The 26,362-nt window shown below is 67.3% G+C and carries 26 protein-coding genes; 11 read left to right on the plus strand and 15 right to left on the minus strand.

Features of this window, described 5'->3' with window-relative positions:
• Nucleotides 1-29: 29 nt before the first annotated feature.
• The 6 genes from phnL to phnG all read right to left on the minus strand — a co-directional run bounded on the left by phnL (nt 30) and on the right by phnG (nt 4,855).
• Nucleotides 30-833, minus strand: a complete 804-nt coding sequence (gene phnL, locus ACKI2N_RS28905) for a phosphonate C-P lyase system protein PhnL (RefSeq protein ID WP_420996791.1) — start codon at nt 831-833, stop codon at nt 30-32.
• Nucleotides 834-835: 2 nt separating this feature from the next.
• A complete protein-coding gene (gene phnK / locus ACKI2N_RS28910; protein ID WP_420996789.1) occupies nt 836-1,618 on the minus strand; it encodes a phosphonate C-P lyase system protein PhnK in 783 nt (260 codons plus the stop codon).
• Nucleotides 1,615-2,580 carry an alpha-D-ribose 1-methylphosphonate 5-phosphate C-P-lyase PhnJ gene (locus ACKI2N_RS28915; protein WP_420996787.1) on the minus strand — a complete coding sequence of 322 codons (966 nt, stop codon included), beginning with the start codon at nt 2,578-2,580 and terminating at the stop codon, nt 1,615-1,617. The genes phnK and ACKI2N_RS28915 overlap by 4 nt, the downstream gene beginning before the upstream one ends.
• Entirely contained in the window at nt 2,577-3,734 is a 1,158-nt protein-coding gene (locus ACKI2N_RS28920; RefSeq protein ID WP_420996785.1) for a carbon-phosphorus lyase complex subunit PhnI, read from the minus strand. Before ACKI2N_RS28920 ends, ACKI2N_RS28915 begins: the two co-directional genes overlap by 4 nt.
• Before the next feature lies 1 nt (nt 3,735).
• Entirely contained in the window at nt 3,736-4,314 is a 579-nt protein-coding gene (gene phnH, locus ACKI2N_RS28925) for a phosphonate C-P lyase system protein PhnH (protein WP_420996907.1), read from the minus strand.
• A gap of 73 nt (nt 4,315-4,387) precedes the next feature.
• The gene (gene phnG / locus ACKI2N_RS28930; protein WP_420996784.1) at nt 4,388-4,855 is read right to left on the minus strand and encodes a phosphonate C-P lyase system protein PhnG; all 468 of its coding nucleotides are present in this window, start codon (nt 4,853-4,855) and stop codon (nt 4,388-4,390) included.
• Between the two features lie 198 nt (nt 4,856-5,053).
• Here phnG and phnF point away from each other — a divergent pair, with 198 nt between their 5' ends.
• The 4 genes from phnF to phnN all read left to right on the plus strand — a co-directional run bounded on the left by phnF (nt 5,054) and on the right by phnN (nt 8,485).
• Nucleotides 5,054-5,788: a phosphonate metabolism transcriptional regulator PhnF gene (gene phnF, locus ACKI2N_RS28935; RefSeq protein WP_420996905.1), complete on the plus strand. Its 735-nt coding sequence runs from the start codon at nt 5,054-5,056 to the stop codon at nt 5,786-5,788.
• A 130-nt stretch (nt 5,789-5,918) separates the two neighbouring features.
• Complete coding sequence (locus ACKI2N_RS28940; protein WP_420996783.1) at nt 5,919-7,112, plus strand: alpha-D-ribose 1-methylphosphonate 5-triphosphate diphosphatase; 1,194 nt, start codon at nt 5,919-5,921, stop codon at nt 7,110-7,112.
• Nucleotides 7,113-7,151: 39 nt separating this feature from the next.
• A complete protein-coding gene (locus ACKI2N_RS28945; protein WP_420996781.1) occupies nt 7,152-7,883 on the plus strand; it encodes a DUF1045 domain-containing protein in 732 nt (243 codons plus the stop codon).
• On the plus strand, nt 7,880-8,485 hold the full coding sequence (phnN, locus tag ACKI2N_RS28950) for a phosphonate metabolism protein/1,5-bisphosphokinase (PRPP-forming) PhnN (RefSeq protein ID WP_420996779.1): 606 nt from the start codon (nt 7,880-7,882) through the stop codon (nt 8,483-8,485). The genes ACKI2N_RS28945 and phnN overlap by 4 nt, the downstream gene beginning before the upstream one ends.
• A gap of 15 nt (nt 8,486-8,500) precedes the next feature.
• On the opposite strand, the gene ACKI2N_RS28955 is transcribed toward phnN, so the two are convergent.
• Nucleotides 8,501-9,421 carry a LysR family transcriptional regulator gene (locus tag ACKI2N_RS28955; RefSeq protein ID WP_420996778.1) on the minus strand — a complete coding sequence of 307 codons (921 nt, stop codon included), beginning with the start codon at nt 9,419-9,421 and terminating at the stop codon, nt 8,501-8,503.
• Nucleotides 9,422-9,546: 125 nt separating this feature from the next.
• On the opposite strand from ACKI2N_RS28955, the gene ACKI2N_RS28960 reads away from it, so the two are divergent.
• On the plus strand, nt 9,547-10,740 hold the full coding sequence (locus ACKI2N_RS28960; protein ID WP_420996775.1) for an FAD-dependent monooxygenase: 1,194 nt from the start codon (nt 9,547-9,549) through the stop codon (nt 10,738-10,740).
• 44 nt (nt 10,741-10,784) lie between these two features.
• Here the strand turns inward: ACKI2N_RS28960 and ACKI2N_RS28965 are convergent, their stop codons facing one another.
• The 6 genes from ACKI2N_RS28965 to phnC form a co-directional block, all read right to left on the minus strand.
• On the minus strand, nt 10,785-11,096 hold the full coding sequence (locus ACKI2N_RS28965) for a hypothetical protein (RefSeq protein ID WP_420996774.1): 312 nt from the start codon (nt 11,094-11,096) through the stop codon (nt 10,785-10,787).
• Nucleotides 11,097-11,597: 501 nt separating this feature from the next.
• The gene (locus ACKI2N_RS28970) at nt 11,598-12,110 is read right to left on the minus strand and encodes a GNAT family N-acetyltransferase (protein WP_420996772.1); all 513 of its coding nucleotides are present in this window, start codon (nt 12,108-12,110) and stop codon (nt 11,598-11,600) included.
• A 1-nt stretch (nt 12,111) separates the two neighbouring features.
• Entirely contained in the window at nt 12,112-12,657 is a 546-nt protein-coding gene (locus tag ACKI2N_RS28975) for a phosphonate degradation HD-domain oxygenase (RefSeq protein WP_420996770.1), read from the minus strand.
• A 66-nt stretch (nt 12,658-12,723) separates the two neighbouring features.
• Complete coding sequence (phnE, locus tag ACKI2N_RS28980; protein WP_420996769.1) at nt 12,724-13,515, minus strand: phosphonate ABC transporter, permease protein PhnE; 792 nt, start codon at nt 13,513-13,515, stop codon at nt 12,724-12,726.
• Nucleotides 13,516-13,665: 150 nt separating this feature from the next.
• On the minus strand, nt 13,666-14,661 hold the full coding sequence (phnD, locus tag ACKI2N_RS28985) for a phosphonate ABC transporter substrate-binding protein (protein WP_420996768.1): 996 nt from the start codon (nt 14,659-14,661) through the stop codon (nt 13,666-13,668).
• Nucleotides 14,662-14,788: 127 nt separating this feature from the next.
• Complete coding sequence (gene phnC, locus ACKI2N_RS28990) at nt 14,789-15,625, minus strand: phosphonate ABC transporter ATP-binding protein (RefSeq protein ID WP_420996766.1); 837 nt, start codon at nt 15,623-15,625, stop codon at nt 14,789-14,791.
• Nucleotides 15,626-15,878: 253 nt separating this feature from the next.
• Between phnC and ACKI2N_RS28995 the strand changes: the two genes are divergently transcribed.
• Complete coding sequence (locus ACKI2N_RS28995; protein WP_420996765.1) at nt 15,879-16,472, plus strand: lipocalin family protein; 594 nt, start codon at nt 15,879-15,881, stop codon at nt 16,470-16,472.
• Between the two features lie 18 nt (nt 16,473-16,490).
• On the opposite strand, the gene ACKI2N_RS29000 is transcribed toward ACKI2N_RS28995, so the two are convergent.
• Nucleotides 16,491-17,816: an aspartate aminotransferase family protein gene (locus tag ACKI2N_RS29000; protein WP_420996763.1), complete on the minus strand. Its 1,326-nt coding sequence runs from the start codon at nt 17,814-17,816 to the stop codon at nt 16,491-16,493.
• 211 nt (nt 17,817-18,027) lie between these two features.
• Here ACKI2N_RS29000 and ACKI2N_RS29005 point away from each other — a divergent pair, with 211 nt between their 5' ends.
• Complete coding sequence (locus ACKI2N_RS29005) at nt 18,028-18,921, plus strand: MurR/RpiR family transcriptional regulator (RefSeq protein ID WP_420996761.1); 894 nt, start codon at nt 18,028-18,030, stop codon at nt 18,919-18,921.
• A gap of 7 nt (nt 18,922-18,928) precedes the next feature.
• Here ACKI2N_RS29005 and ACKI2N_RS29010 read toward each other — a convergent pair whose 3' ends face one another.
• Entirely contained in the window at nt 18,929-19,810 is an 882-nt protein-coding gene (locus tag ACKI2N_RS29010) for a transporter substrate-binding domain-containing protein (protein ID WP_420996904.1), read from the minus strand.
• Between the two features lie 357 nt (nt 19,811-20,167).
• Between ACKI2N_RS29010 and ACKI2N_RS29015 the strand changes: the two genes are divergently transcribed.
• The 4 genes from ACKI2N_RS29015 (at nt 20,168) to ACKI2N_RS29030 (ending at nt 26,148) form a co-directional block, all read left to right on the plus strand.
• Entirely contained in the window at nt 20,168-20,569 is a 402-nt protein-coding gene (locus ACKI2N_RS29015) for an OsmC family protein (RefSeq protein WP_420996760.1), read from the plus strand.
• Nucleotides 20,570-21,016: 447 nt separating this feature from the next.
• Nucleotides 21,017-23,365, plus strand: coding sequence for a type VI secretion system Vgr family protein (locus tag ACKI2N_RS29020; protein WP_420996758.1), 2,349 nt, complete (start codon nt 21,017-21,019; stop codon nt 23,363-23,365).
• A 12-nt stretch (nt 23,366-23,377) separates the two neighbouring features.
• Nucleotides 23,378-25,705, plus strand: coding sequence for a hypothetical protein (locus tag ACKI2N_RS29025; protein ID WP_420996756.1), 2,328 nt, complete (start codon nt 23,378-23,380; stop codon nt 25,703-25,705).
• Nucleotides 25,702-26,148, plus strand: coding sequence for a hypothetical protein (locus ACKI2N_RS29030; protein ID WP_420996755.1), 447 nt, complete (start codon nt 25,702-25,704; stop codon nt 26,146-26,148). The genes ACKI2N_RS29025 and ACKI2N_RS29030 overlap by 4 nt, the downstream gene beginning before the upstream one ends.
• The last annotated feature ends 214 nt before the right edge of the window (nt 26,149-26,362 follow it).

The raw sequence follows: 26,362 nt of genomic DNA on the forward strand, positions 1-26,362 counted from the left end.
AACGGGTCAGGCACGGAAAAAACTGGGGTTCAGGCCGGCACGGCGGCCAGCTTGCCGGCCGGCGCGTCGGCGGCCGGCGCGGGGTGCAGCGGCAGCAGGCGCGTGGCCACGGCGTCGCGCACCGCTTCGTCGTGGAAGATGCCCACCAGGCAGCGGCCTTCGGCCAGCGCCTCGCGGATCAGCGCCACCACCACCGCGCGGTTGTCGGCGTCGAGCGAGGCCGTGGGCTCGTCCAGCAGCAGCACCGGATGGCCGCCGATCAGCCCGCGCGCGATGTTCACGCGCTGCTGCTCGCCGCCCGAGAAGGTGGCCGGCGGCAAGGCCCACAGCCGGCCCGGCACCTGCAGCCGCGCCAGCAGCACGGCGGCGCGCTCGCGCGCTTCCTCGAAGCTGGCGCCGCGCTGCTGCAGCGGCTCGGCCACCACGTCGAGCGTGCTCACGCGCGGGATCACGTGCAGGAACTGGCTGACGTAGCCGATCACCTCGCGCCGCAGGCGCAGGATGCGCTGCTCGGGCGCGCGGGTCAGCTCCACCCACTCGGCTTCGTCGCGGATGCGGATACTGCCTTCGGTGGCCAGGTAATTGCCGTACAGGCAGCGCAGCAGCGTGCTCTTGCCCGCGCCGGAACTGCCGGCCAGCACCACGCATTCGCCGGCGGCGGCGTCGAAATCGATGGCCTGCAGCACCGGCAGGCGCGTGCCGCCCTGGTTGTGCAGGACGAAGGTCTTGCCCAGGCCGCGCACTTCGATGCGGCGCGGGTCGGCGGCGCTGGCGGCACTGGCGGGATCGGTGCCGGGATTGGCGCCGGGATTGGTGTCGAAGTCTTGCGTCATGGTCAGCTCTGCAGGATGGAGGACACCAGCAACTGGGTGTACGGGTGGTGCGGGTCGTCGAGGATCTGGTCGGTCAGGCCGCTCTCCACCACGCGCCCGCCCTGCATCACCAGCGTGCGGTGCGCCAGCAGGCGCGCCACGGCGAGGTCGTGGGTGACGATGATGGCGGCGAGTCCCAGGTCGGCCACCAGGCCGCGCAGCAGGTCCAGCAGGCGCGCCTGCACGGACACGTCGAGAGAGGCGGTGGGCTCGTCCATGAACACCAGGCGCGGATGCGTGACCAGGTTGCGGGCGATCTGCAGGCGCTGCTGCATGCCGCCGGAGAAGCTGGAGGGCGCATCGTCCAGGCGCGCGAGGTCCAGTTCCATGCGCTCCATCCAGGTGCCGGCCACTTCGCGCAGTTCGCCGTAGTGGCGCCCGCCCACCGCCATCAGGCGCTCGGCGATATTGGCGCCGGCGCTCACGCGCATGCGCAGGCCGTCGCGCGCGTTCTGCCGCACGAAGCCCCAGTCGGTGCGCGCCAGCAGGCGCAGGCGCGCGTCCGACAGCGTGGCGAGGTCGGTCAGGCCCTGCTCGCGGGTGTCGTAGCTGACGCTGCCGGCTTCGGGCGCGGCCTGCCAGGACACGGCCTGCAGCAAGGTGCTCTTGCCCGAGCCGGATTCGCCCACCACGCACAGCACCTCGCCGGGGAACAGGTCGAAGCTCACGTCGTGGCAGCCGTGCACGCCGTCCCAGGTGCGGGTCAGGCCGCGCACGGACAACAGCGGCTGGTCGGTGGGGCTCATGCTGGCTCCTTGCTGGTGCTGGTGATGCTGGGGCTGCTGTCGATATCCGCGGCATTGGCGGGGCCGGTCATGCCCTGCTCCTGGCGCGTGGCGCAGTATTCGGTGTCGGAGCAGACGAACATGCGCCCGCCCGCGTCGTCGGTGATGATTTCGTCGAGATAGCTGTGGGTCGAGCCGCACAGCTCGCAGCAGCCGTCCCAGGTCTCCACCGCGAACGGATGGTCGTCGAAGTCCAGGCTCTTGACGCTGGTGTAGGGCGGCACGGCATAGACGCGCTTCTCGCGCCCGGCACCGAACAGCATCAGCGCCGGGCTGTTGTCCAGCTTGGGGTTGTCGAACTTGGGAATCGGCGACGGCCGCATCATGTAGCGCTGGTTCACCATCACCGGGTAGTCATAGGTGGTGGCGATGCGGCCATGGCGCGCGATGTCCTCGTACAGCTTGACGTGCATGACGCCGTATTCGGCCAGCGCGTGCATGGTGCGCGTCTCGGTCTCGCTCGGCTCCAGCCAGCGCAGCGGCTCGGGGATGGGCACCTGGAACACCATGATCTGGCCGGCCGCCAGCGGCGTCTCGGGGATGCGGTGGCGGGTCTGCACGATGCTGGCCTCGGCGGTGCGCTCGGTGGTGCGCACGCCCGTGACGCGGCCGAAGAAGCGGCGGATGTTGATGGCGTTGGTGGTGTCGTCCGAGCCCTGGTCGATCACCTTGAGCACGTCGTCGCCGCCGATGATGGAGGCGGTGACCTGGATGCCGCCGGTGCCCCAGCCGTAGGGCAGCGGCATCTCGCGGCTGCCGAACGGCACCTGGTAGCCGGGGATCGCCACCGCCTTGAGCAGCGCGCGGCGCAGCATGCGCTTGGTGGATTCGTCGAGATAGCCGAAGTTGTAGTGCTCGTCGCGCACGGCGGCGTCGGCCGTGGCGTTCGCGTTCGCGTTGGGATTCGTGCTGGCGTTGGTCATGATGCGAGTGCCTCCTGCGCTTGCGTGCCGTCCTGCGCGGGCCGGGTGTCCGCCGCTTCAGGCACGGCCGGCGCGGCCGGCGCAGCCTGGGCGCGCTCGGCGCGCAGCCGGCGCAGCAGTTCGAGATTGGTCTGGAAGTCCACGTAGTGCGGCAGCTTCAGGTGCTGCGTGAAGCCGGACGCTTCCACGTTGTCGCTGTGGTAGAGCATGAACTCGATGTCGTTGGCGGGCGCGTCGGCGGCCTCGCCCAGCTCGGCGGCGCGCATGGCGCGGTCGGCCAGCGCCATCGACATGGCCTTGCGCTCGCCGTAGCCGAACACCAGGCCGTAGCCGCGCGTGAAGCTCGGCCCTTCCTGCGCGTTGCCGGCGAACTGGCTGACCATCTGGCATTCTGTGACCTCGATCTCGCCGATGGTCACGGCAAAGCCGAGCTCCTCCACGAACAGCTCCACTTCCGCCTGGCCGTAGCGGATCTCCGCCGCGAACGGGTGCGAGTTGCCGTAGCCGCGCTGGGTGGAATACCCCATCGACAGCAGGAAGCCCTCGTCGGCGCGCGCCAGGTTCTGCAGCCGCGCCGGGCGCGCCGCGGGCAGTTCCAGCGGCTCGCGCGTCAGGTCCGGCGGGGCGGGATCGCCGGCCGGCACGGTTTCCGGCTCGATCAGCGATTCCTGGCGCAGCAGGTCGGTCACGCGCGGCATGCGCGCATCCAGCGTGGACTGCGCGGGCGGCAGCGGCGCGTTGCCGCGCTCGGCCTCCAGCGTGAAATCGAGCAGGCGCTGGGTGTAGTCGTAGGTCGGCCCGAGCACCTGGCCGCCCGGCACGTCCTTGAAGGTCGACGAGATCCGGCGCTGCAGGCGCATGGTGCCGGTATCGAGCGGCGCGCAATAACCGAAGCGCGGCAGCGTGGTGCGGTAGGCGCGCAGCAGGAACACGGCTTCGATCAGGTCGCCCGCGGCCTGCTTGATGGCCAGCGCGGCGAGGTGCGGGTCGTACAGCGAGCCCTCGGCCATCACGCGCGACACCGCCAGCGGCATCTGCTCGCGCACCTGCGCCAGCGTCAGCTCCGGCACGGCGCGGTCGCCGCGGCGGTAGTCGTCGAGCATGCGATAGGAATTCAGGATGGCGCGTTCGCCACCTTTGACGGCTACGTACATGTCAAAGCTCCGCTTGGGTGGTGCGCGGCAGCGCGCTCAGGGCGTGGCCGCTGGTCAGCAGCACGTCGACGCCCAGCGGGAAACGCGCCTGGTTGGCGTGCCACTGGGTCCAGAAATCCGCCGGCAGGCCTTGCGCGCACAGCGCGGCCTCGTGCTCGATGCCGGGGCCGCGCAGCGTTACCGCCGGGCCGCCGGACAGCGCGGCCACCTCCAGCAGCAGCGTGGCGGAGCGGTCCGGGTAAGCCGGATCGCCCTGCGCGCAGGCCGCCAGCGCGGGCGCGGCATGGCCCGCGGGCACCGCCACGAAGGCGGCCCGGGCCACGTCGTCCACCAGCGGGCAGCCGCAATGGAAACGCAGGAAGGCGCGCACCGCCGCGGGGACGCCGGGCGGCAGCCACAGCGGCGTGTCGGCGTCGACCAGCGTCAGCAGCAGCGCGCTCAGCGCCGGGGACAAGCCGTGCGGCACGCCGCAGGACTCATGCAGCTCGCGCACGCTGCCGGGACGGGACATCGCGTCCAGCGCGGCGCGGAAAGTGCGCTGCGCGGACTGCACCGCATCGTCGAAGCCGGGCAGCAGCATCGCCGCGCCGGCACGGCCCGCGGCCGCGTTGTCGTTACCTGCCGCGGGGGCGGCATTCGCTTGGCCTGGCATCTCAATCCTCTCCACGCACCATCGTAAAAAACTCCACCTTGGTCTGTGCCGCCACCGCCGCCTGCTGCGCGTGGCGCGCCGCGCGCGCCTGCGCCAGCGGCGCGATCACCGTGGCCTGCACGCGGTCGTGCCAGCCCGGCAATTGCAGCAGCGCGTCCAGCACCGCGATCTGTTCCGCCTGGCGGTGGGTGCGGCCCTGCACATAGCCCACGCCGACCACGCCGCCATCGTCCGATGCCATCGTCACCGCGCAGCGCGTGACGCTGACTTCGCCCAGGTTGAACTGCGCGCCGGAGCCGCCGGCGCGCCCGCGCACCATCGCCATGCCGCTTTCCGGCTTGCGCAGCAGCTGGTGGGCGGGCACGGTGCCAAGCTGGCCGAAGGCCTGTTCGAGCGCTTCCGGCGCCGCCAGGGCCAGCTCGCGCAGCCAGCCGGCGCGGGCCGTGCTTCCGGTATCGGTTCGATTCATCTGTACATCCCCTATACGTCTATACGTTTAGATGTAGAATACCATCCATGGGGCAGAACTAGAACACAGGCAGATGAAGTTTTCATGACGGCACGCCAGCCTGGCCGATGCAACGCACGGGGCGCGCCGTTGAGGCACAATCGCATTCCATTGAAGCACGCCGTTGATGAACGCTGGATGACGAAGGGGCAGGAAACGATGCTGGAACAGGAAGTCGAACGCGGTTCGGGAGTAGCGGTGTGGCGCCAGATCGGCGAGGCCCTTGCCCTCGACATCCGCAACAAGCTCTACGAGCCGGGCGAGCGCCTGCCGCCGGAGCCCGAGCTGGCCAGCCGCTTTTCCGTCAACCGCCACACCATCCGCCGCGCCATGGGCGAGCTGGAGCAGAACGGGCTGGTGCGCATCGAGCAGGGCCGCGGCACCTTCGTGCAGGAACACGCGATCGACTACGCCATCGGGCGGCGCACGCGCTTCTCGCAGAACCTGGCCAGCCAGGGCATGCGCGCCCACATGGAGGTGATCGAGTCGCAGACCCTGCGCGCGCCCGAGATCGCCAAGCACCTGGGGCTGGCGCGCAACGCCTCCATCCTGCGCGTGCAGATGCTCGGCAAGGCCGAGGCCCGCACCATCGACGTGGCCGAGCACTACTTCGACGCCGCGCGCTTCCCCGAGCTCGATGCGCAGTTGCGCGCACGCCAGTCGATCTCCAAGGCGCTCGCGCATTTCGGCGTGACCGACTACACCCGCAAGTGGTCGCGCATCACCGCGGCCATGCCGACCGCGCCGGTGGCGCGCCAGCTCAACCAGCCCAAGACACGGCCCATCCTGCAGGTGGAGGCCCTCAACGTGGATACCGCCGGCGTGCCGCTGCACTACAGCGTGGTGCGCTTCGCCGGCGACTGGGTGCAACTGACGGTGGCCGACCAGGACTGAGGCCGCCCTCCCCGATCGCTGCATCGCCACACTCGCTTCACGGGCCATTGCCGCATCACGCGGTGGCCCTCCCGGCAACAAAATTGGTCTAGACATCCGCTTGTCATCTGCCCGCGCTAAGGTCGCCAGCATGGATACCACTCTCGCACTGCACCCCACCCTCACCGGCCTCAGCGGCCGGCGCGTCCTCACCGCCGGCGGCATCGCGCCGGCCGGCCTCGCGTTCCGCGACGGCTGCATCGGCGCGCCCGGCGCCGCCGGGCCCACGCTCGACGCCGGCGACCTGCTGGTGCTGCCCGGCATCGTCGACATCCATGGCGACGCCTTCGAGCGCGCGGTGATGCCGCGCCCCGGCGTCAGCTTCCCGTATGCCGGCGCGCTGTTCGACGTGGACCGCCAGTTGCTGTCGCACGGCATCACCACCGAGCTGCACGGCGTCACGCTGTCGTGGGAAGGCGGGCTGCGCGGCGAGGCCTATGCCGAGCGCATGTTCGACGGGCTGGAGCGCATGCGCGGCACGCTGGGCGCGCAGCACCACGTGCACCTGCGCTTCGAGGCGCATCACCTGGACGGGCTGGACACCGCGCTGGCGTGGATCGCCAGCGGCAAGGTGCGCTTCCTGGCCATCAACGATCACCTGCCGCAGATGCTCAGGCGCATGCAGGACACGCGCAAGCTCGCCGGCTACGCCGAGCGCGCCGAGTGCGACACGGCCACCTTCCGCCAGCGCCTGGAGCAGGCCGCCGCGCGGGCCGCCGAAGTGCCCGCCGCCGTGGCCCGCCTGATCGCCGCCGCGCGCGCGGCCGGCCTGCAGGTAGCCTCGCACGACGACGGCGACGCCGCCACGCGCCAGAACTTCCACCAGCAAGGCTGCACCGTCGCCGAGTTCCCGCTGACCGTGGACGTGGCCCGCGCCGCGCGCGCGCTGCGCAACCTCACCGTGTTCGGCGCGCCCAACGTGATCCGTGGCGGCAGCCATACCGGCGCGCCCAACGCCACCGAGATGATCGCCGCCGGCCTGTGCGACGTGCTCGCCTCCGACTACTACTACCCCGCGCCGCTGCAGGCGGCGTTCCGCATCGCCCAGCTCGGCGTGCTGCCGCTGCCGGCCGCGTGGGACCTGGTGTCGCGCAATCCGGCCCGCGCCGCCGGCCTGGCCGACCGCGGCGCGCTGAGCCCGGGCCTGCGCGCCGACGCCATCCTGGTCGACGACAGCAATCCCGCCCTGCCCCAGGTCTGCGCCACCATCGTCGGCGGCGTGCTGCACCACGCCACGCGCGCCTTCCCGCTGCAACAGGCCGGCGGCGAGCGCCGCGCCGCCTGAAACCGGCCCGAGACCGGCCTGAAATCCCCCGCCACGCCCATGCAGCCAGCTTACCGCTACGCCATCTACCTCACCCCCGCGGCGCCGTGGCGCGACCTCGGCGCCCGCTGGCTCGGCCGCAGCGCCGAGACCGGCGGTCCGCTCGACCGCCTCGCCGACGATCCGCGCCTCGCGCGCTGGACCGAGGCGCCCGCGCACTACGGCCTGCACGCCACGCTCAAGGCACCGTTCCGCCTCGCGCCCGGCTGCACGCCCGCCGCGCTCGACGCCGCCATGCGCGCGTTCGCGCTGGACCGCCACCCGTTCGCGGTGCCGCTGGCGCTGCGCAACCTGCGCGGCTTCCTGGCCTGGTGCCTCGGCGAAGACCAGCCGGCCAACGCGCGCATGCACGCGCTGGCCGACGCCGCCGTGCGCGAGCTGGACGCATTCCGCGCCCCGCCCACCAGCGAGGAAATCGCCCGCCGCAAGCCCGACGCGCTGGCACCCGAGGCGCGCCGCATGCTCGATGCCTGGGGCTACCCCTATGCGTTCGAGACCTTCATCTTCCACATCACGCTCAGCGGCCAGCTCGACGAAGCCGACCAGGCCGCCGCCACCGCGCTGCTGCAGGCCCACGCCGGCCACCTGGCGGCCACGCCGATGCCGGTGCGCGACGTGAGCCTGTTCGTGCAGCCCGCGCCCGACGCGCCGTTCGTGGCGGCGCGCCACTACGGCTTCGACGGCAGCACCGCCGACGCTGCCGGCGCGGCCCTGCTGGAGGATGCGGCATGAGCGATGCCGGCCGCCAACTGGTCTACCTGATGGGCCCGTCGGGCAGCGGCAAGGACTCGCTGCTGCGCGCGCTGCACGAGCGCCTGCGTCCCGGCGAGCGCGTGGTGATCGCGCACCGCTACATCACGCGCGCCAGCGGCGCCGACGAGGCCAGCGTCGCCATCACCGCGGCCGAGTTCGCGCGCCGCGCGGCGCTGGGCTGCTTCGCCCTGCAATGGGACAGCCACGGCCTGCGCTACGGCATCGGCATCGAGCTCGACCACTGGCTGGCGCAAGGCCTGTGCGTGGTGGTCAACGGCTCGCGCGAATACCTGGCGCAGGCGCAGGCGCGCTACCCCGGCCTGCACGCGGTGCAGGTCGGGGTGCGGCCCGAAGTCCTGGCGCAGCGCCTGCGCCAGCGCGGGCGCGAGGACGAAGACGACATTGCCCGCCGCCTGGCGCGCGCGGCCGAGCCGTTTGCCGTGCCGGCGGGATGCCGCTTCACCGAAATCGACAACAGCGGCAGGCTGGAGACGGCGGCGGCGCGTTTGCTGGAGGTGGTGCGGGAGGCGCAGGAAGCCGCCAGCGAGGAAGACAGCCTGGCGGCGGCGCGGCGCGCCTGAGACACCCCGCCCCGTTCAGGTGTTGCCCTGCCGGTCCCAGTACGGCGGCGAGCCGAAACGCTCGATGAAGAAGTCCACGAACGCGCGCACCTTCTGCGAGGCGCGCCGGTTCGGCAGGTAGACCGCCTGGATCGCCCCGCCGGCGCCCAGCCCCGCCTCCCAGCCCGGCAGCACGGCGCGCAGCCGGCCGGCCTCGATGTCGGCGCCGACCAGCCAGCTCGGCATCAGGATCAGCCCCATGCCGCCGATGGCGGCCTCCCGCAGCATCTCCGAATTGTTCGCGCGCAGGCTGCCGCCGACGCGCACCGCCTCTTCCGACCGGCCCGAGAACCGCCAGATGCTGCTGCCGCGCGCGTAGGAGAAGGTCAGGCAATCGTGCCCGGACAGTTCGGCCGGCGCTTGTGGCTCGCCGCGCCGGGCCAGGTAGTCCGGGCTCGCGCACACCAGCCGCCGGTGCGGCGCCATCCTGCGCGCCACCAGGCTGGGGGCATCGACGCTGCCCAGCCGGATCGCCAGGTCGAGCCGCTGCGCCACCAGGTCGACCACGTCGTCGGTCATGGCGAGATCGAGCCGGATGCCGGGATACCTGCGGGCAAACTCGGGCAATGCCGGCGCGATGTGCAGGCGCGCGAACGCCACCGGCAGGCTCGCCCGCAGCAGCCCGCGCGGCGGCCCGGCGGCCTCGCCGGCCTCCAGGTTGGCGCTCTCCAGGTCACCCAGGATGCGCACCGCGTGCTCCAGGTAGCTCTCGCCCACGCTGGTCAGCGTCACGCTGCGCGTCGAGCGGTTCAGCAACTGCGTGCCGAGGCTGGCCTCCAGCGCGTCCACCTGCCGCGTGACCGACGACGTGGCCACGCCCATGCGCCGCGCGGCGGGCGCGAAGCCGCCTTCCTCGATGACCGCGACGAAAGCCTTCAAGGCAGCGAATGTGTCCATGCGGGGGGCCCGGTTTATCGTTGCGTACGGCGCAACGCACCTGCCGGACCTTACCCGATTATCAGCGCCGTCGCTACGGCCTAAAGTGAGGGCGTCAACACAGCCACCGCATCGCGGAACCGACCATGCCAGCCTCCCGCCCACAGCCTCCCCGCCCCGAAACCCCGTCCCGGCGCCGCGCCATCGTCGTCGGCGGCTCGCTCGGCGGCCTGTTCGCCGGCAACCTGCTGCGCCGCGCCGGCTGGGACGTCGACATCCACGAACGCTCGCCGCGCGACCTCGACAGCCGTGGCGGCGGCATCGTGCTGCAACCCGAGGTCGTCGAGGCCTTCCGGCTGTCCGGCGTGACGCTGCCGGACAGCGAACTAGGCGTGCGCTCGCAGGCGCGCGTGGTCCTGCGTCCCGACGGCTCGGTCCAGAGCCGGCGGCCCGCGCCGCAGACGCAGACGTCGTGGTCGCTGATCTATTCGACGCTGCGCCAGGCATTCGGCGCGGCGCACTATCACCAGGGCAGCGCGCTGGCCGAGGTCCGGCAACTGCCGGACCGGCGCGTCACGGCCATCTTCGAGGACGGCACGCAGGCGAGCGCCGACCTGCTGGTCGGCGCGGACGGCGGCAACTCCCGCGTGCGGCAGCAACTGTGGTCACACGCGCAGCCGTCCTATGCGGGCTACCTTGCCTGGCGCGGCCTGCTGCCTGAAGACGCCATGCCGGCCGTCGCCCGGGAATTCCTGCATGGCGACTTCGGCTTCGCCAACAACCGCGGCTCCCATATCCTCGGTTATCTCGTGCCCGGCCCCGGCAACGACATGCGCCCCGGGCACCGACTCTACAACTGGGTCTGGTACCGCGTGGCGGGCGCCACGCAACTGCGCGCCATCATGACCGACACGGCCGGGCGCTACCGTGGCCATGCCGTTCCCGAAGGCCTGCTGGCGCCGGCGTGGCGCGAGCACGTCTACCGCGAGGCCGACGCGCTGCTGCCCGCGCCGTTCCGCGCGGTGGTCAGGGCGACCGCGCAGCCCTTCGCCCAGGCCATCCGCGACCTCGCGGTGGACCACATGGTCGACGGCCGCGTGATTCTGCTGGGGGATGCCGCCTCGATTCCCCGCCCGCATACCGCCGCCAGCACCTCGAAGGCAGCCGCCAACGCCATCGCGCTCGCCACCGCCCTGCACGCCTTCCCGGACGATCCCGACCGCGCGCTGGCGAGCTGGGAACCGGAGCAGGTGCTGCTGGGCCGGAGTCTGCGCGACCATGGGCGCGAGATTGGGGGGCGGTTGTTGTTTCATTCTGCCAATGCTGTTGGCGTGGGGTAGCGGGTTGCCCCATATTTCAATGACTTCTATACTATTTTTAATATTTACTTAAAGATCAAATTACTTAAAATATTAAAGTCAAAGTCAAAGGCTTTCGCTCCCCCGGAGCGACCTACTTTCTTTTTTCCGAAAAGAAAGTAGGCAAAGAAAGCGGACTGCCTGGCCGGCAGGGGCAGAAACATTGGAATTTCTGATTGTTGGTGGTTTCGTGGTGGGGGCTGCGGTTCTGCTGGCATGCTGCCGTTACCGGTGCGACCCACCACGATCTTGCTGGCGGTATTGGTTTCGGGGTCAGACCTATGATGGCGAACGCACTGCTTGTTCGGCCATCTGCCGTTACCGGTTTTGGCGGCCACGACGTAGCACCCTCATGGTTTCGTGGTGGGCGTGGTGGACCGGGGCGCGGGTGTATGGGGCTACGTTTCAAACTGGGGCCACCGCGCCCACCACGAAACCAGTGTCGTGCCTATGACGTGGCATCCGCCCCGGTCGCGGCAGCAGCCTGAACCACCTGCGCCGCTGCCATCATGCAGCGCCACCATGAATCCGACACCACCCGCGACGCCGCAGGCAAGCAAACCGGTAGCGTCAGCAGTCCCATCGAAGCCAACGCGCCCACCACGAAACCACAATAAAATTTAAAATCTGAGCGCCCAGCCTTCTGCAAGAATCGCTTTCTTTTGGTTACTTTTCTTTTCGAGAAAAGAAAAGTGACACTTACATGTGTGCGAATGGGCTACCAAGCCCAAGCCGCCAGGCCCGCAGACGCAAGCACACTCTCAAACACGACTTAATAAACCAATAAAATCTCGCCAAGACCCAAGAGATGAAATAGGAAATAGGAAATCAACCTATCACTAACCCAAATCAATACTAAAACTAACCCCATGCTCCCTGAACCCGAGCCGGCGGTAAAACTGATGTGCCTGCAACCGCCGCCCGTTGGACGACAGCGCGAGCTTGTCCGCGCCGGCCTCGCGCGCCAGCCGCATGGCGGCATTCATCATGGCCGAGCCGACGCCGCCGCCACGCGCGCTCTGCGTGACCACCACGCCTTCGATGATGGCTTCGTTGTGGCCGGCGTGCACCAGCACCGGAAACACCAGCAGGCTGAAGGTGCCGAGCGGCTCGCCGCCGGCGCCGAGCATCAGGTAGCAGCGATAGTCGGGCACGGCGCGCAGGCGGGCGAACAGCGCGCGCATGCGCGGCAGGGGCAGCGGGGTCTCGCCGTCCATTTCCGACAGCAAGGCGGCCACTTGTCCGAGTTCGGCGTCGGTGCCGGTGACTTCGTGCAGCGTCAGCGCGCCGGGCGCGGCGTTGCCCCGCCCGTGCGGTTCGCGCAGGCGGGCCGGTGCATTGTCTTCGGCCATGTCACGCCTCCTGGAGCGGCCGGCGCAGGCAGCGCTCCACGATGGGCAGGTAGTGCTCCAGCGGCGGCGTGACGAGGCCGACCACCTTGGCGAGGTCATCGTAGCGGCGCAGGCGCACCGCTTCCGCGCCGTGGGGCTGGGCGAGGAAGGCTTGGGCCTGGGCCGCGTCGAACGGGCCGCCCTGCAGCGCGAGGCTGTGCTGCGATGCCGGCGAGAGCGCATCCTGGTAGCCCGGCTCGGTGGCGCACAGGTAGCGCTTGGCGGCCACGTGCAGGCGGATCGGCTCGGTCACGGCCGGGCCGAAGCCGACCGCGAGCAGGTCGGCGCCGACTTCCTGGTGGCGCATGTCGGTGGTGCTGTCTTCGGCCATCACGAGGTGGCCGAGATCGTGCAGCAGGCTGGCCACCACCAGCGGCTCGGGGTCGCCGGCCTGCTCGGACAGGTAGGCGCTTTGCAGCGCGTGCTCGGTCTGGGTGATGGCTTCTCCGCCGTAGTAGTTGGCGCCGTGGCCGGAGAACAGGATTTCGATGCGCCTGAGGATGGTCATGAACAGATGTGTTGGATGGAAAAGCCGGCGCCTTTCAGGTTGCGCGCCGTGCACGGCGACGCGCGGTCAGACCAGCGCCTTGCGGATCTGGGCCGACAGCACGTCGATGGCGGTGACGAATACCACGATGATGATCATCACGGCGCAGGTCTCGGCGTACTGGAAGCTGCGGATGATTTCCCACAGCACGGTGCCGATGCCGCCGGCACCGACGATGCCCAGCACCGAGGCCGAGCGCACGTTGGACTCGAAGCGGTACAGCGCGAACGAGATCCACAGCGGCAGCACCTGCGGAATCACGCCGTAGACGATTTCCTCGAGCGCGTTGGCGCCGGTGGCGCGCACGCCCTCGACCGGGCGCGGGTCGATCGACTCGGTCGCCTCGGAGAACAGCTTGGCCAGCACGCCGGTGGTATGCACCCACAGCGCCAGCACGCCGGCGAAGGGCCCCAGGCCCACCGCCACGATGAACAGCATGGCGAACACCATTTCGTTGATGGCGCGGCAGGCGTCCATCACGCGCCGCATCGGCTGGTAGACCCAGCGCGGCACGATGTTGGCCGAACAGGCCAGGCCCAGCGGCACCGCCGCCACCACGGCCAGGAAGGTGCCCCAGATGGCGATCTGCACGGTCACCACCATCTCGTCCAGGTAGATGCGCCAGTCGCGGAAGCTCGGCGGGAAGAAGTCGGCGGCGAACTTGCCCATGTTGCCGGAATCGCGCAGCAGGTCGAGCGGGCGCATGTCGGCGCCTTGCCAGGACAGCGCCAGCAGCGCGAGCACCACGGCCCACACGAACAGGACGGGCAGGCTGGTGCGCGGCGGGCGGGCGGCGCGGGGCGAGGTGGCTGGGATCATGGCGGGGTTGGCGGGACGATGCATAAGGACAAAAAACCGGAAGCCCGGAAATGCGGGCATGAGTACTGCGGCGCGGCCGGGCGGCCCGCCCCGCTTTTTTCGCGGGACGGGCCGCGCGCGGCGGCGCGGCTGCTGCGGCGCGGTGCGCGCTTACTGGGCGCTGGTGGCGGCGATCTTGTCCAGCTCGGCCAGCTTGCGGCTCACGTCGGCAAGGCGCTTTTCCTTGTCGGCGCCGGCCAGCGTGGTGTCGGACTCGATCTTGGCCTTTTCCTTGGCCAGCTCGATCTGGCGGATCGGCACCAGCTGCGCGTCGGTGGACGGGCGGAAGCCCTGGTACGTCAGCGTGGCCAGGTTGGCCTTCTCGCGCGCGGCGTCGGCGCCCTTGCCGTAGTTGACGAAGAAAGTCTTGATCTTGAGCTTGAGGTCGGCCGGCAGGTCCTTGCGGTAGACCAGCGGGTCGGCCGGGATCAGCGGCGACTTCCACAGCACGCGCACCTGGTCGTAGGCGTTCTTGCCGGTGTTGATGCGATAGCGCTCGAAGTTCTCGGTGTTGTTCACCGCCACGTCGACCTGCTTGTTCAGCACCGACAGCAGGTTGGTTTCGTGGTTGCTCACGCGCACGGTCTTGAACAGCGTCTTCGGGTCGACATTGTGCGCGCCCCACAGGTAGTGGCCCGGCACGGCGGTGCCGGAAGTCGAGTTCGGGTCGCCGGCGCCGTAGCTCAGCGACTTGCCGTTCTTGATCACGTCGTCGACCGACTTCAGGTCGCTGTCCTTGTTGACGATCAGCAGCGACCAGTAGCCCGGGTTGCCGTCCTTGTCGATCACCGAGGCGAACACTTCGCCGTTGGCGCGGTCCACGGCTTCCATGGCCGCCTTGTTGCCGTACCAGGCAACCTGCACCTTGTTGAAGCGCATGCCTTCGATGATGCCGGCGTAGTCGGAGGCGAAGAAGGGCTTGACCTGCATGCCAAGCTGCTTGCTGAGGTCGTCGACCACCGGCTGCCAGGCCGACTTCAGGTTGGAGGAGGTCTCGGTCGAGATAAAGCCCATGGTGATGGTCTTGCCTTCCTGGGCAAGGGCGGGCAGCGACAGCGCGCCGGCGGCGCCGGTCGCGATCAGGGCAACAAAGGTTCTGCGCAGCATGTAAAGGCTCCGGGGGGAAAACGGGGTTGAGGCTGGGTTGGGGTTGCTTCGGTAAGACTGGCGAAAGCGCTACGGGAAAGACATCGGTCCGGTATCGGAGACAGGCATCAGGCGGCGTCGGGCGGGGTCAGGCGGCCGCCAGCCCGGCGGGGGCGGGGGCCAGCCCGGGCGCGTCCTGCATTGCGTCATGCGGCAAGAGTTCGTCCGCCTCGGTGCCGTACAGGTCGCGCAGCATGGCTGCCGTGAGCGCCGACGAAGGGCCGTCGTAGACTACCTGGCCGTGGCGCAGCGCGACCACGCGCGGGCAATAGCGCATCGCCACGTCCACCTGGTGCAGCGACACCACTACCGCTACCTTGCGCGTGCGGTTGATCTGCGCCAGCAGCTCCATCACGCGGCGCGCCGATTCGGGGTCGAGCGAGGCGATCGGCTCGTCGGCCAGGATCACCTGCGCGTTCTGCACCAGCGTGCGGGCAATGGCCGCGCGCTGCTGCTGGCCGCCCGACAGGGTCGAAGCCCGTCGAAACGCATAGTCGTCTATACCAACCTGGGCAAGCGCTTCCAGTCCCGCGTCGATTTCCTCGTTGCGGAAATAACGCACCAGGCTGCGCCACAGTGGCACGCGCGGCAGCATGCCGGTCAGTACATTGGTGATCACCGGCAGGCGCCCCACCAGGTTGAACTGCTGGAACACGAAGCCAATGCCGGCACGGGCCTGGCGCACGTCGCGCGCCAGGCGGCCGCCCTGCTGGATCACGTGGCCGTTGACGACCACCTTGCCGCTGCCGGCGTCGCCCGCCACGAAGCCGGCCAGATGGCGCAGCAGCGTGGACTTGCCGGAGCCGGAGGCGCCCAGCAGTGCCACCATTTCACCTGGGGCGACGGCGAGGCCGACATTGTCCAGCGCCTTGCGTCCCGCCTGGAACGACTTGGACAAGCCGTGCACTTCGATCGCATGCGTCATCCCGCTCTCCTTGCATCAACACTTGCATAAACAGTGAGCGCATTCTGGGTGGCGCTGATGACAAAACGATGAACGTTTCGGTGTGGCGCGACAGAAATCGGCCGGGCGTGGCGCCGGCGCGCATCGAGCGGCGCCGGGTCGACATGGCGCCGGAAGGTGGTGTAGGACGGCGTCCGCTTTCCTGCCCGGCGGCCGCCTTCTACACTGCTTGCGACGCCGCCGGCGCGGCGGCATCCATTTTCCGGGAAAGCACATGACCAGAGACATCCGGCCTTTCTGCGAGGCACCGCCCTGCCCCGTGCGCCCCGGCGCCGCGCTGGCCGCGGCGGCGCTCGCCGCCGGCGCGCTGGCGCTGCTGTGCGGCACGTGCCGCCGCAGCGGCAACCGCAATGTGCCGGAGCCGGCGCGGGAGGTGGATCTGCAGCGCTACCTGGGACGCTGGTACGAGATCGCGCGCTACGACAGCAGCTTCGAGCGCGGCTGCGAGGCCGTCACGGCGGACTACAGCCTGCTGGCCGACGGCCGCCTGCGCGTGCTCAATACCTGCCACCAGGACGGGCCGCACGGCAAGGTCCGCGCCGAGGAAGGGCGCGCCAAGGTGGTCAGGCATACCGGCGGCGCGAAGCTGAAGGTATCCTTCTTCGGGCCGTTCTATGTCGGCGACTACTGGGTGCTGGACCGCGCCGACGACTATGCCTGGGCCATCGTCGGCGAGCCTTCGGGCAAATACTTGTGGCTCCTGAGCCGCGAGGCCCGGCCCGACGAAGCCACGCGCGCGCTGCTGCTCGGCAAGGCGGCGGCGATGGGCTACGACACCAGCCTGCTGCGCATGACGCGCCAGCCCTGAGCCCTCCCGGGCCCGGCGTCAGCCCGGCAGCACGGCTGCCACCGAGTCGGCAAAGCGCGCGACGATGCGGTCGATATCCTGCGCCGTGCAGATGAACGGCGGCGCGAACAGCACGTGGTCGCCATGCACGCCGTCCACCGTGCCGCCCATCGGGTAGACCAGCAACCCGTTTTGCATCGCCGCCGACTTGAGCCGGGCATGCGTCTTCAGCGCCGGCGCCAGCGTGGCCTTGCTGGCGCGGTCGGCCACGAACTCCACGCCGACGAACAGCCCGCGGCCACGGATGTCGCCCACGTTGGGATGGCCGCCGAGCGCCGCGCGCAGGCCCGCGCGCAGCTGCTCTCCGCGCGCCAGCACGTTGGCAAGCAGGTTCTCCTCGGCGATCGTGCGCTGCACGGCCAGCGCCGCCGCGCAGGCGGTGGCATGGCCGATATAGGTATGGCCGTGCTGGAAGAAGCCGCTGCCGCCCACGATGGCGCCATAGATCCGCCGCGTGGACAGCATCGCGCCGATGGGCTGGTAGCCGGCGCCCAGGCCCTTGGCGATGGTGACGATGTCAGGCACCACGCCGTCCTCCGCGCAGGCGAACAGATGGCCGGTGCGGCCCATGCCCGCCATCACCTCGTCCAGGATCAGCAGCACGCCGTATTTGTCGCACACCGCGCGGATGCGCCTGAGGTAGTCGGCCACGGGCGGCACCGCGCCGGCCGTGGCGCCCACCACCGTCTCCGCCACGAACGCGGCCACGCTGTCGGGCCCCAGTGCCAGGATCTTGGCTTCCAGCTCGCCGGCCAGCCGCTGCGCGTATTGCCGGTCCGTCTCGCCGGCATGCTGGTCGCGGTAGGCATAGCAAGGCGAGACATGATGCGCCGGCACCAGCAGCGGCAGGAACGGCTCGCGCCGCCAGGCATTGCCGCCGATGGCCAGCGCCCCCAGCGTATTGCCGTGGTAGCTCTGGCGGCGCGCGATGAAATGGCGGCGCGCGGGCTGCCCGGTCTCCACGAAATACTGCCGCGCGAGCTTCAGCGCCGCCTCCACCGCCTCCGAGCCGCCCGAGACGAAATACACATGATCGAGGTCGCCCGGCGCCGAGCGCGCCAGCGTCCCGGCCAGTTCCTCCGACACTTCGGTGGTGAAGAACGAGGTATGCGCATAGGCGATGGTGTCGACCTGCCGCTTGATGGCCTCGATCACGCGCGGATGGCCGTGGCCGAGGCACGACACCGCCGCGCCGCCGGAAGCGTCGAGATAATGCTTGCCGTTGCTGTCGATCAGCTCGATGCCCCGGCCCGCCACGGCAACGGGAAGTGCCTGGCGCGGATTGCGGTGGAAGACGTTGGTCATGGTGTGCGGTACGGAAAAGGGCCGGAGATGCCGGCCGTGGAGAGTATAAGGAAACACCGCCGCGCATGCAACATATGTTTCCTTATCAATAAATTAAGATTCATTTGATTCCGACCTGGCCGGATCGGCGGCAACCGCGCCGCCCAGGCCGCCACGGACGGTCGCCGGAGTTTGTGCAACAATCGTTGCATCCATTCATTCCGGATTCACGATGCCCACCGAAAGCCCCCAGCCGCCGCAAAGCCTGGACGACCTGCAGGCCCACCTGCGCGAGCACTTCGCCTCGCTGAGCACGCAATTCCAGGGCGGCGCGCGCTACCTGCTGGACCATCCGCAGGAAGTGCCCATGCTGTCCATGCGCAAGATCGCCGCCGACGCGGGCGTGCAGCCGGCCACGCTGGTGCGCCTGGCCCAGTTCCTCGGCTTCGAGGGCTGGCAGGGCCTGCGCGAGCTGTTCGTGGAGTCGCTGCGCGGCGGCCCGCAGCCCTACGCCAAGCGCGCCCGCAAGGTGGTGCGGGAAAGCGGCTCCACGCGCATGCTGGCCGAGATGCTGGAGATCCAGCACCGCAACCTCGACCGCACCGGCGCCGGCAATGCCGAATCGCTGCCGCGCGCGGCCGAACTCATCAGCGCCGCGCCCAGCGTCCATGTGGCGGGCTTCCGCTCGTGCTACCCGATCGCCTTCACCTTCCACTATCTCTACCGCCTGTTCCGCGCCTCGGTGCACCTCGTGCGCGGCGACGCCGGCACGCTGGAGATGGAACTGCGCGCCTTCGCGCCGAAGGACGCGGTGGTGGTCGCCAGCTTCGCGCCGTATTCGCAGGAAAGCATCCGCGTGGCCAGCGCCGCGCACGAAGCCGGCTGCCGCGTCGTCGCCCTGACCGACAGCACCGTCGCACCGATCGCCCTGCATGCCGACTGCACGCTGCTGTTCTCGCTCGACAGCCCTTCCTTCTTCCCGTCCATCACCGCCGGCGTGGCGCTGGCCGAGGCGCTGGCCGAGCAACTGCTGGCCAAGAAGGGCAAGGGCGCCATCAAGGCGCTCGAACTGGCGGAGGGGCAGGTCCACCAGACCGGAGCCTACGTGGCGGCGAAACGGGGCTGAACGGCGGCTACTCGAACGCCTCGTCGCTCGGCTGCGCGTACGCCTTCTTGACCGCGGCGCTCATGGGGAACTCGAAGCTCACGTTCTTGGGCGGGATCGGCTTGTTGAACCATTTGTCGTACATGGCCAGGATCTCGCCGTCCTTCATCAGGCCCGTGATCACGCCGTCGACCAGCTTCTTGAAGCCGGGATCGTCCTTGCGCATCATGAAGCCGTAGGCCTCGAACGACTGCGGCGTGCCCACCACGGTCCAGTCCGCCGGCGCCGGGGCCGTGGTCTTGACGCCGGACAGCAGCACGTCGTCCATCATGAAGGCCGCCACCCGGCCCGACTGCAGGATCAGGAAGGACTCGCCGTAGTCCTTGGCGCTCTGGATGGCGATGTTGGCCTTCTTCTCATCGTTGAGCTTGCGCAGGATGCGCTCGGAGGTGGTGCCGGCATTGGTCACCACGGCCTTGCCGGACAGGTCGCCGAAGTCCTGCACCGGGCTGCCCTTCCTGACCAGCAGGCGCGTGCCCGCCACGAAGAAGGTGGTGGAGAACGCCACCTGCTGCTGGCGCGCCTTGAGGTTGGTGGTCACGCCGCACTCCAGGTCCACCGTGCCGTTCTGCACCAGCGAGATGCGGTTCTGCGAGGTCACCGGCACCATGCGCACCTGCAGGTTCGCCACGCCGGTCTGTTTCTTCACCTCCGCAATGACCTTGTCGCAGATGTCCTGCGAGAAACCGATCACCTTCTGGCTGCCGTCGTAGAACGAGAACGGGATCGACGAGGTGCGGTGCCCGATCGAGATCGCGCCCGACTCCCTGATCCTGGCCAGCGTCTCGCTGGCCGGCACGTCCGCGGCGCGGGCCGCCGCCGTGCCGAGCACCGCCGCGGCCACGGCCATGCCGAGCGCCGCCGCCTTCACTGCCTTTGTCGCTTCCACTGCTGCCACTGCCGTCATCGCTTGCTCCTTGTCTGCCGGATACCGAAATCCGTCGTCGTTTCAGATGCTAGCCACTGAGCAACATTTGTTCCATCATGGATAACCATGAAACAATCGTATTTTCACCAGGAAAATGGAAACAGACGCTTCTTTGCACAATGATGGTGAAACACATGGTGCACGGCGGCATGGTTTTGGCGCAGGGAGCCGGCGGCGGCACCGGGGTAGCTCTTACGCGCCGTCCGCGGCGTGGTTACAATCGGCTTCCACGCCTGCGCGACGCGCGCAGCCCTGCAACCGATCCCGCCTGGACCTGCCATGTCGAACTCCCAAGCCACCGCCCGCCTCGGCCCGGCCGACGCCAACTATCTCGTGCACCTGCAGGCCGGCAGCCATGCGCTGACCGGCGACGAATCCGCCGGCCTGGGCGGCACGGACCAGGGCCCGGCGCCGTTCGCCTTCGTGCTGTCGGGGCTGGTGTCGTGTACCGCGATCACGCTGAAGATGTACATGCAGCGCAAAGGATGGCCCGTGGCCGACGTGGAAGTCACGGCGGCGTTCCAGGGCAAGGACGAGGCGCGCTTCATCCGGCGCGAGGTCCGGGTGAGCGGCGCGGCGCTGGGCGAGGCCGAGCGCGAGCGGCTCGCGCAGATCTGCGAGCGCACGCCGGTGACACTGTTCCTGAAGGCGGCGTCGCGGATCGAGACGACGTTCGTGTGATACCCGGCTGTTGCCGGAGCCTGCCGGCAGGGAGGATGCCTGCGAGGCGGGGGTTTTTGCAAAGGCGGGCGCCGGCCCTTTCGTTGCCCTTCCGCATGCGGCACCAGCGCCGTGTGACGACGTGACCGACGCCGGCGATAGTGCGCCGAGATAGTACGGCGTGAATCCTGTGTGATTCACCGACACACCAAGAACGCGCGGGGGCATGCCATGGCATGGCATGCCTGGCATCTCGCGCGCATGGAATAAAGCCGTTTCCATGCGCATTTTCCGAAACATCTGATGCCCACCAGCCTTTTCCTGCTGCATTCTCCCCGCGAGAGCTAGTCCATCGACGGCCATCCCGTTCGACGCCGCAGGAAAGTCATCTCATCTTAAGCCGCGCTCCCGTCGCGATGCCCCCGCCGTTCCTGCCGGCGAGCCGCATCGCCTTGCCAGGAACCCGCCATGCCCAGCCAGTCCGATCTGCGCTTCACCTTCGCCGTCATCGGCGGCGTGGACTTCGAGGTCATCGAGTTCGACCTCCAGGAAGCCCTCAGCGAGACCTTCCGTCTCGATGTGCAGTTGGCCCACGCCAACCCTGACCTCGACTTCGACCGGATCCTCGACCAGCCCGCCCTGCTCACCATCTGGCACGGCGAGCGGCCGGTGCGCCATGTCCACGGCCGCATCTCCACTTTCCAGCAGGGCGACACCGGCTTTCGCCGCACCCGCTACCGCGCCGTCGTCGACCCCACCCTCGCGCGCCTGCGCCTGGGCTCCGACTGGCGCCTCTTCCAGACCCGCTCCGTCCCCGAGATCCTCCAGTCCGTGCTCGGCGACTACGGCATCACCGACTACGAACAGGTCATCACCAACACCCACCTGCCCCGCGAGTACTGCGTGCAGGCCGGCGAGACCGATTTCCAATTCGTCCAGCGGATCGCGACGGAGGAAGGCCTTTTTCATCGCTTCGCCTTTACCGCCGATGGCCACCGCCTCATCCACGGGGATCGCCTCTACATCCACGGCGCCATCGAGGGCGGCCCCGTGCGCTATCAACCCAACCCCGGTGGCGACCAGCCCGAGCCTGCTCTGCGCCGCTTTACCTACACCGAGCACGTCCGCACCGCGCGCCAGACCCAGCGTGACTACACCTTCACGCACCCGCGCTATCGGCAGGAGCACACCCAGGTCGGGTGTGCTCTGGGCGGCCAGGATGACCGCTACGAACACTACGGCTACCCCGGCAGATACAAGAAAGACGAGGCTGGCCGGCCCTTCACCGAGAACCGCCTGCTCGGCCATCGCCGCGATGCACGCATGGCCGTGGTCGAGGGCGACGACCCGCGCCTGGTGCCCGGCGTGGCCTTCGACCTCGTCGACCACCCGCGCGAGGACCTCAACCACGGCTGGCGCCCCGTGCGCATGCACCACCACGGCGTGCAGCACACCAGCCAGGCCGAGGAGAGCGCCGGTGCCCAGCAAGGCACCCACTACCGCTACACCGCCGAGATCATCCCCGACCGCATCGAGTGGCGCCCAGAACCTCTGGAGCGACCCGTCATCGCCGGCCCGCAGGTGGCCACCGTGGTCGGGCCCGAGGGCGAGGAGATCTACGTCGACGAGCACGGCCGGGTCAAGGTGCAGTTCCCCTGGGACCGCCAGGGCCGCGAGGACGAGCACAGCTCGTGCTGGATCCGCGTGGCCAGCAACTGGGCCGGCGCCCGCTGGGGCCATATCGCCATCCCGCGCATCGGGCAGGAAGTGATCGTCGACTACCTGGACGGGGACCCGGACCAGCCGTTGATCACGTCCCGCGCGTTCCGGTCCACTCACCCGACGCCGTACGCGCTGCCCAGGCACAACATCCTCAGCGTCATCAAAAGCAAGGAACACAAAGGCCAGCGCGCCAGCGAACTGCGCATCGATGACACCACCAAGGAGATCAGCGCGGCGCTGATCAACGACCACGGCGCCAGCGCGCTACACCTGGGCTATCTGACGCACCCGCGCCCGGACGGCGGCGCACCGCGCGGCGAGGGCTTCGAGTTGCGCACCGACGAACACGGCGCGCTGCGCGCGGCCAAGGGCTTGCTGCTGAGCACCGAGGCGCAACCCGAGGCCGGGGGTGGCCATCTGGACCGCCGCGAGGTGGTGAGCTTGCTAGAGACGGCGCTGCAGGTGGCCAAGGGCCTGGGCGACTATGCCGGCGAGCACCAGGGCGTCGCCCATGACGCCAAGCCGCGGCGGCAATTGACCGAAGCCGTGCGCGATCTCGGGCATGGTGCCAACGACGAGGCTAACGGCGCAGGAGAAGGCGGCCAGCCGGTGATTGCGCTGTCGGCGCCGGCGGGGATTGCCGCGGGTACGCCGCGCAGCATCGCGCTGGGCGCGGGTGAGCACCTGGACGGCGCGGCACAGCAGAACGTGCAACTCAGTGCGGGCGAGCGGGTGGTGATCAACGCCGGCACTGGGCTGGGCACGTTTGCGCAGAGCGGTGACATGCGCCACATCGCGCATCAGGGCGAGCTGCTCTTGCAGGCGCAGCACAACACCATCCGTGTCGAAGCGGATCAGAGCGTGGAAATTGCCGCGAGCGATGAGCACGTACAGATCAGTGCGGACGAGCACATCACGCTGTTGTGCGGCGGTGCCTACATCAGGATGCAGGGCGGGAATATCGAGTTGGGTATGCCGGGAAAGTTCACCGCCAAAGCGGCAAAGCACACATTGACGGGGCCGGCCAGCATGTCGGTGACCCAGCTCAAGTGGTCAACGGTCAACTACAAGAAGGCATTCCCCTTCTCGGTTTAAGGAACGAGATCAATGCTGATTAGTTATCCCATTCTCCCTGCCAATCTGCAGGCAGCAGATGAAGAGGCGAAGTTCAACTACATGCTGGGACGTGTTCGCCCTAACGAAGGTGTTTATCCTGTCAGTTTCCATAATCGTTGGCACGGCGGGATTCACCTTGACCCCGGCAGCGATAACGAGCCCATTCGCGCCATTGCCGACGGCGAAATCGTCGCGTATCGTGTGGCGGCCTCGCCGGAAATATATCCCGCGGGATCGCAGGATATGGTCGATACCAGCTTCGTGCTGATCAAGCACACCACGCAATCTGGCGAGGATACCCTCGTGGTGTTCTATTCGCTCTATATGCACTTGCGCTCTCGCACACAATTAAATGCCGCGCAACAAGCGCAGCTCCCGCCGTGCCTGCGCAACGCTACCCCTGGACCGAATGTCGTTCGCGCCCCCGCCAGCACGCGAATTTGGCGCAAGGACGTGCTTGGCTTTGCCGGTGCGCTGTACGGGTGCCGTCAAGTCCATTTCGAGATCTTCGCCACGGACGCTAACTTTAAAGGCACACCGGCCAACGGCAATACGCCCGCTCAGACGGGATTCTGGCGTGATCGACTGGCCATACCGCAAGGACAGCATGGCATCCGTGACGTTTTTGGCGACACGCACTTCGTCATACCCGTCAATCGCAACTTCGTTGAGCGTCATCCCCGGGCCATTGCGCCCCATCGTATTGACCTGCCGGGGGCGAACAATTTTTACAACCTGGCGCTCGGGCAAGCCGGCTCTAACACGACAGAAGCCTTACATGTCACAGTGCAATTGTCGCAAGGCCGGCGCATAGCTACCACCTTCCGCATTCTCGCCGATGGAAGTCGTGAACGACTGGGTCCACCAGTGGAGCAAGACGACTACGAATACGAACTCTTTCGGCTGGCAACTGCGCTCTACCCCGACTGCCCGAGCGCAGGCTTTGAATATCTACGGTTTGGCCGCATCCTCGGGCCGGATAGCACCACGCGCAATGAGAACTGGCAGCTTGTTCGCTACACCAGCACTGCCGCGGGCTACATCGACCTTGCTGCTGTAGCCAATAATGTGTCGGTTTGGTCCGATGCGGATTTCCCGCTCAACTGGCAATTGCTGGACGAAGGGCAAGCCGCCAACGCATCGGATGGCATTTGCGACGTGGCTCTTTTGCTCCAACTCATTGGTCAGGTACCCGACACCAACCAGGATGGAGTGATCGACGAGACAGACTTTGACACATATACCTCACGCCCCGAGATTGCCAAAAAACTGAGGTTTCTCATCTGCAAGCATCCTAGCGAGTGGGATAGCGGCGATTTGGCCAATCGCTACCAGCGCGAGCGGGAACCCGGCGGGCCACTGAACGATGCGCAGGCATGGCAGAAATTCGAGGCCCACGTCAACCAAATGGCATTCTGGTCGCAAGCAGGAATGGGGGATCGGTCTGTCTGGCATTTCCACCCACTTCAGTTCATCGAGCATTACAGACATTGCCCATGGCTAACAACAGATGAGCTTGCGCAGTGCATTCCGCGTCGAAATCTCCATTTGAGCGGAACCCAATTTTCAAACCAGTTGGTGGCCACATGGCCTACCGCTAGAAAACGTGCCGACCACTGGAGCATTCACACCAATCGCTCACTCAGAAAATACTGCATCAGTAACACAATGCAGCGATTGCTTCATTTTTTAGCACAACTGACTGAAGAAACCGGATATTACCGCCTTGTCAGAGAGGGCGGCGCTCAGAATGCGCCGTATGCGCCGTACTTTGGCCGCGGACTTATCCAGCTTACGCATCGCGAAAACTACATCGCCTATGGCAATTTTCGTAACTTCGCGCATACGCACCCCAGTGCCACATCGGGATTCCCCGGGTTAGGATGGGATCCAGATCAATTGATAGCCGGCAGCACAAGTCACAATGCAGAAAACTGTGCAGACAGCGCGGGATTCTATTGGACTTGCCCTAATATCACCGCAACCCAAATAAATGCGATCAAGGTATCGGATAGAGGCACTGGAATAGATGAGGTCGTGGAGGTCAGCAAAACTACCAATGGAAACGTTAGCATTCAGAACATCAATGGCCTTGCCACACGTTTTCAGGCCTTTACATTCATCAAATATATACTCCTCGATCTAGTGAAGCCAGACGACACAGAGCGAGTTTCATTTGTTTGGCGCAGGAATTCCTCAAGAGAACCGTTGTTCCATCCGAACGGGCAGCCCGTCTTCAACCCAAACGGACAGCAAAAAACTGGTTATATTTTTACAACGCATTCGATAGACGTGCCATTGAGTGATCAGAGGCCATGAAAAAAATACTTTTCCTACTAATATCCATCTCTTTCCCAGCGCAAGCCACAGAGTGCCAAACCAATGCTAATTTCATCATACACGACATCTATAGCGACCCTGATTACAAGCAATTCGTATGCGCAAATAATGATTGCCCAATAGATTATTTCGCCAATTCTATTACAATTTATCAAGAATCTCTTGGCAGTGATGTGATTGGATGCTTTGCAACTCCCATCAGGAAGGCGAGAAATTTCTATACCGGATTTTATGTCATCAAGGAAGGCAAAATTCGTCCTCAATTTATATTTTTTGGCACATGGCTGACACCGAAGAAGGATACACACGCCTCTCCCACCCCCCTAGTAGGGATTGAGTATATCGAAGCGGGAGAGTTAGAGCGGCATCAATTTTCCTGGAATGGCCGAGACTACCTTGAAACCCAAACCAAGGAGAAATAAGCTTGCTTCATATGCTGCGTACCCTATTAGATAGCAGCGATTTATATGCAACGCAAATATTTAACCGCCCCCCCCAAAAGAATACATTGATTCCCCGCACCAATACCGAAGTAGATAAATAAAATCGACCGAAAATTCGATTCCTATTATTTTTCTCATACTACCGCTGGGCAGCGCTGCCCTTTCCCCCGCGTGTGGGAAAAGGGAGAAAACC

It is taken from the genome of Cupriavidus sp. 30B13, assembly GCF_049059565.2.
In the GTDB taxonomy this organism is placed as follows: domain Bacteria; phylum Pseudomonadota; class Gammaproteobacteria; order Burkholderiales; family Burkholderiaceae; genus Cupriavidus.

Coding starts and splice junctions, on each gene's coding strand:
- phnD (WP_420996768.1), bottom strand. CDS start 14,661: ATGCTGCGCAGAACCTTTGTTGCCCTGATCGCGACCGGCGCCGCCGGC.
- ACKI2N_RS29015 (WP_420996760.1), top strand. CDS start 20,168: ATGTCGAACTCCCAAGCCACCGCCCGCCTCGGCCCGGCCGACGCCAAC.
- phnH (WP_420996907.1), bottom strand. CDS start 4,314: ATGCTGCTGCCCGGCTTCGACGATGCGGTGCAGTCCGCGCAGCGCACT.
- phnK (WP_420996789.1), bottom strand. CDS start 1,618: ATGAGCCCCACCGACCAGCCGCTGTTGTCCGTGCGCGGCCTGACCCGC.
- ACKI2N_RS28960 (WP_420996775.1), top strand. CDS start 9,547: ATGCCAGCCTCCCGCCCACAGCCTCCCCGCCCCGAAACCCCGTCCCGG.
- ACKI2N_RS29030 (WP_420996755.1), top strand. CDS start 25,702: ATGAAAAAAATACTTTTCCTACTAATATCCATCTCTTTCCCAGCGCAA.
- ACKI2N_RS28970 (WP_420996772.1), bottom strand. CDS start 12,110: ATGGCCGAAGACAATGCACCGGCCCGCCTGCGCGAACCGCACGGGCGG.
- ACKI2N_RS29025 (WP_420996756.1), top strand. CDS start 23,378: ATGCTGATTAGTTATCCCATTCTCCCTGCCAATCTGCAGGCAGCAGAT.
- ACKI2N_RS29020 (WP_420996758.1), top strand. CDS start 21,017: ATGCCCAGCCAGTCCGATCTGCGCTTCACCTTCGCCGTCATCGGCGGC.
- ACKI2N_RS28955 (WP_420996778.1), bottom strand. CDS start 9,421: ATGGACACATTCGCTGCCTTGAAGGCTTTCGTCGCGGTCATCGAGGAA.
- phnC (WP_420996766.1), bottom strand. CDS start 15,625: ATGACGCATGCGATCGAAGTGCACGGCTTGTCCAAGTCGTTCCAGGCG.
- phnL (WP_420996791.1), bottom strand. CDS start 833: ATGACGCAAGACTTCGACACCAATCCCGGCGCCAATCCCGGCACCGAT.
- ACKI2N_RS29000 (WP_420996763.1), bottom strand. CDS start 17,816: ATGACCAACGTCTTCCACCGCAATCCGCGCCAGGCACTTCCCGTTGCC.
- ACKI2N_RS28995 (WP_420996765.1), top strand. CDS start 15,879: ATGACCAGAGACATCCGGCCTTTCTGCGAGGCACCGCCCTGCCCCGTG.
- ACKI2N_RS28940 (WP_420996783.1), top strand. CDS start 5,919: ATGGATACCACTCTCGCACTGCACCCCACCCTCACCGGCCTCAGCGGC.
- phnF (WP_420996905.1), top strand. CDS start 5,054: ATGCTGGAACAGGAAGTCGAACGCGGTTCGGGAGTAGCGGTGTGGCGC.
- ACKI2N_RS28920 (WP_420996785.1), bottom strand. CDS start 3,734: ATGTACGTAGCCGTCAAAGGTGGCGAACGCGCCATCCTGAATTCCTAT.
- phnG (WP_420996784.1), bottom strand. CDS start 4,855: ATGAATCGAACCGATACCGGAAGCACGGCCCGCGCCGGCTGGCTGCGC.
- phnE (WP_420996769.1), bottom strand. CDS start 13,515: ATGATCCCAGCCACCTCGCCCCGCGCCGCCCGCCCGCCGCGCACCAGC.
- ACKI2N_RS28915 (WP_420996787.1), bottom strand. CDS start 2,580: ATGACCAACGCCAGCACGAATCCCAACGCGAACGCGAACGCCACGGCC.
- ACKI2N_RS29010 (WP_420996904.1), bottom strand. CDS start 19,810: ATGGCCGTGGCCGCGGCGGTGCTCGGCACGGCGGCGGCCCGCGCCGCG.
- ACKI2N_RS29005 (WP_420996761.1), top strand. CDS start 18,028: ATGCCCACCGAAAGCCCCCAGCCGCCGCAAAGCCTGGACGACCTGCAG.
- ACKI2N_RS28945 (WP_420996781.1), top strand. CDS start 7,152: ATGCAGCCAGCTTACCGCTACGCCATCTACCTCACCCCCGCGGCGCCG.
- ACKI2N_RS28975 (WP_420996770.1), bottom strand. CDS start 12,657: ATGACCATCCTCAGGCGCATCGAAATCCTGTTCTCCGGCCACGGCGCC.
- phnN (WP_420996779.1), top strand. CDS start 7,880: ATGAGCGATGCCGGCCGCCAACTGGTCTACCTGATGGGCCCGTCGGGC.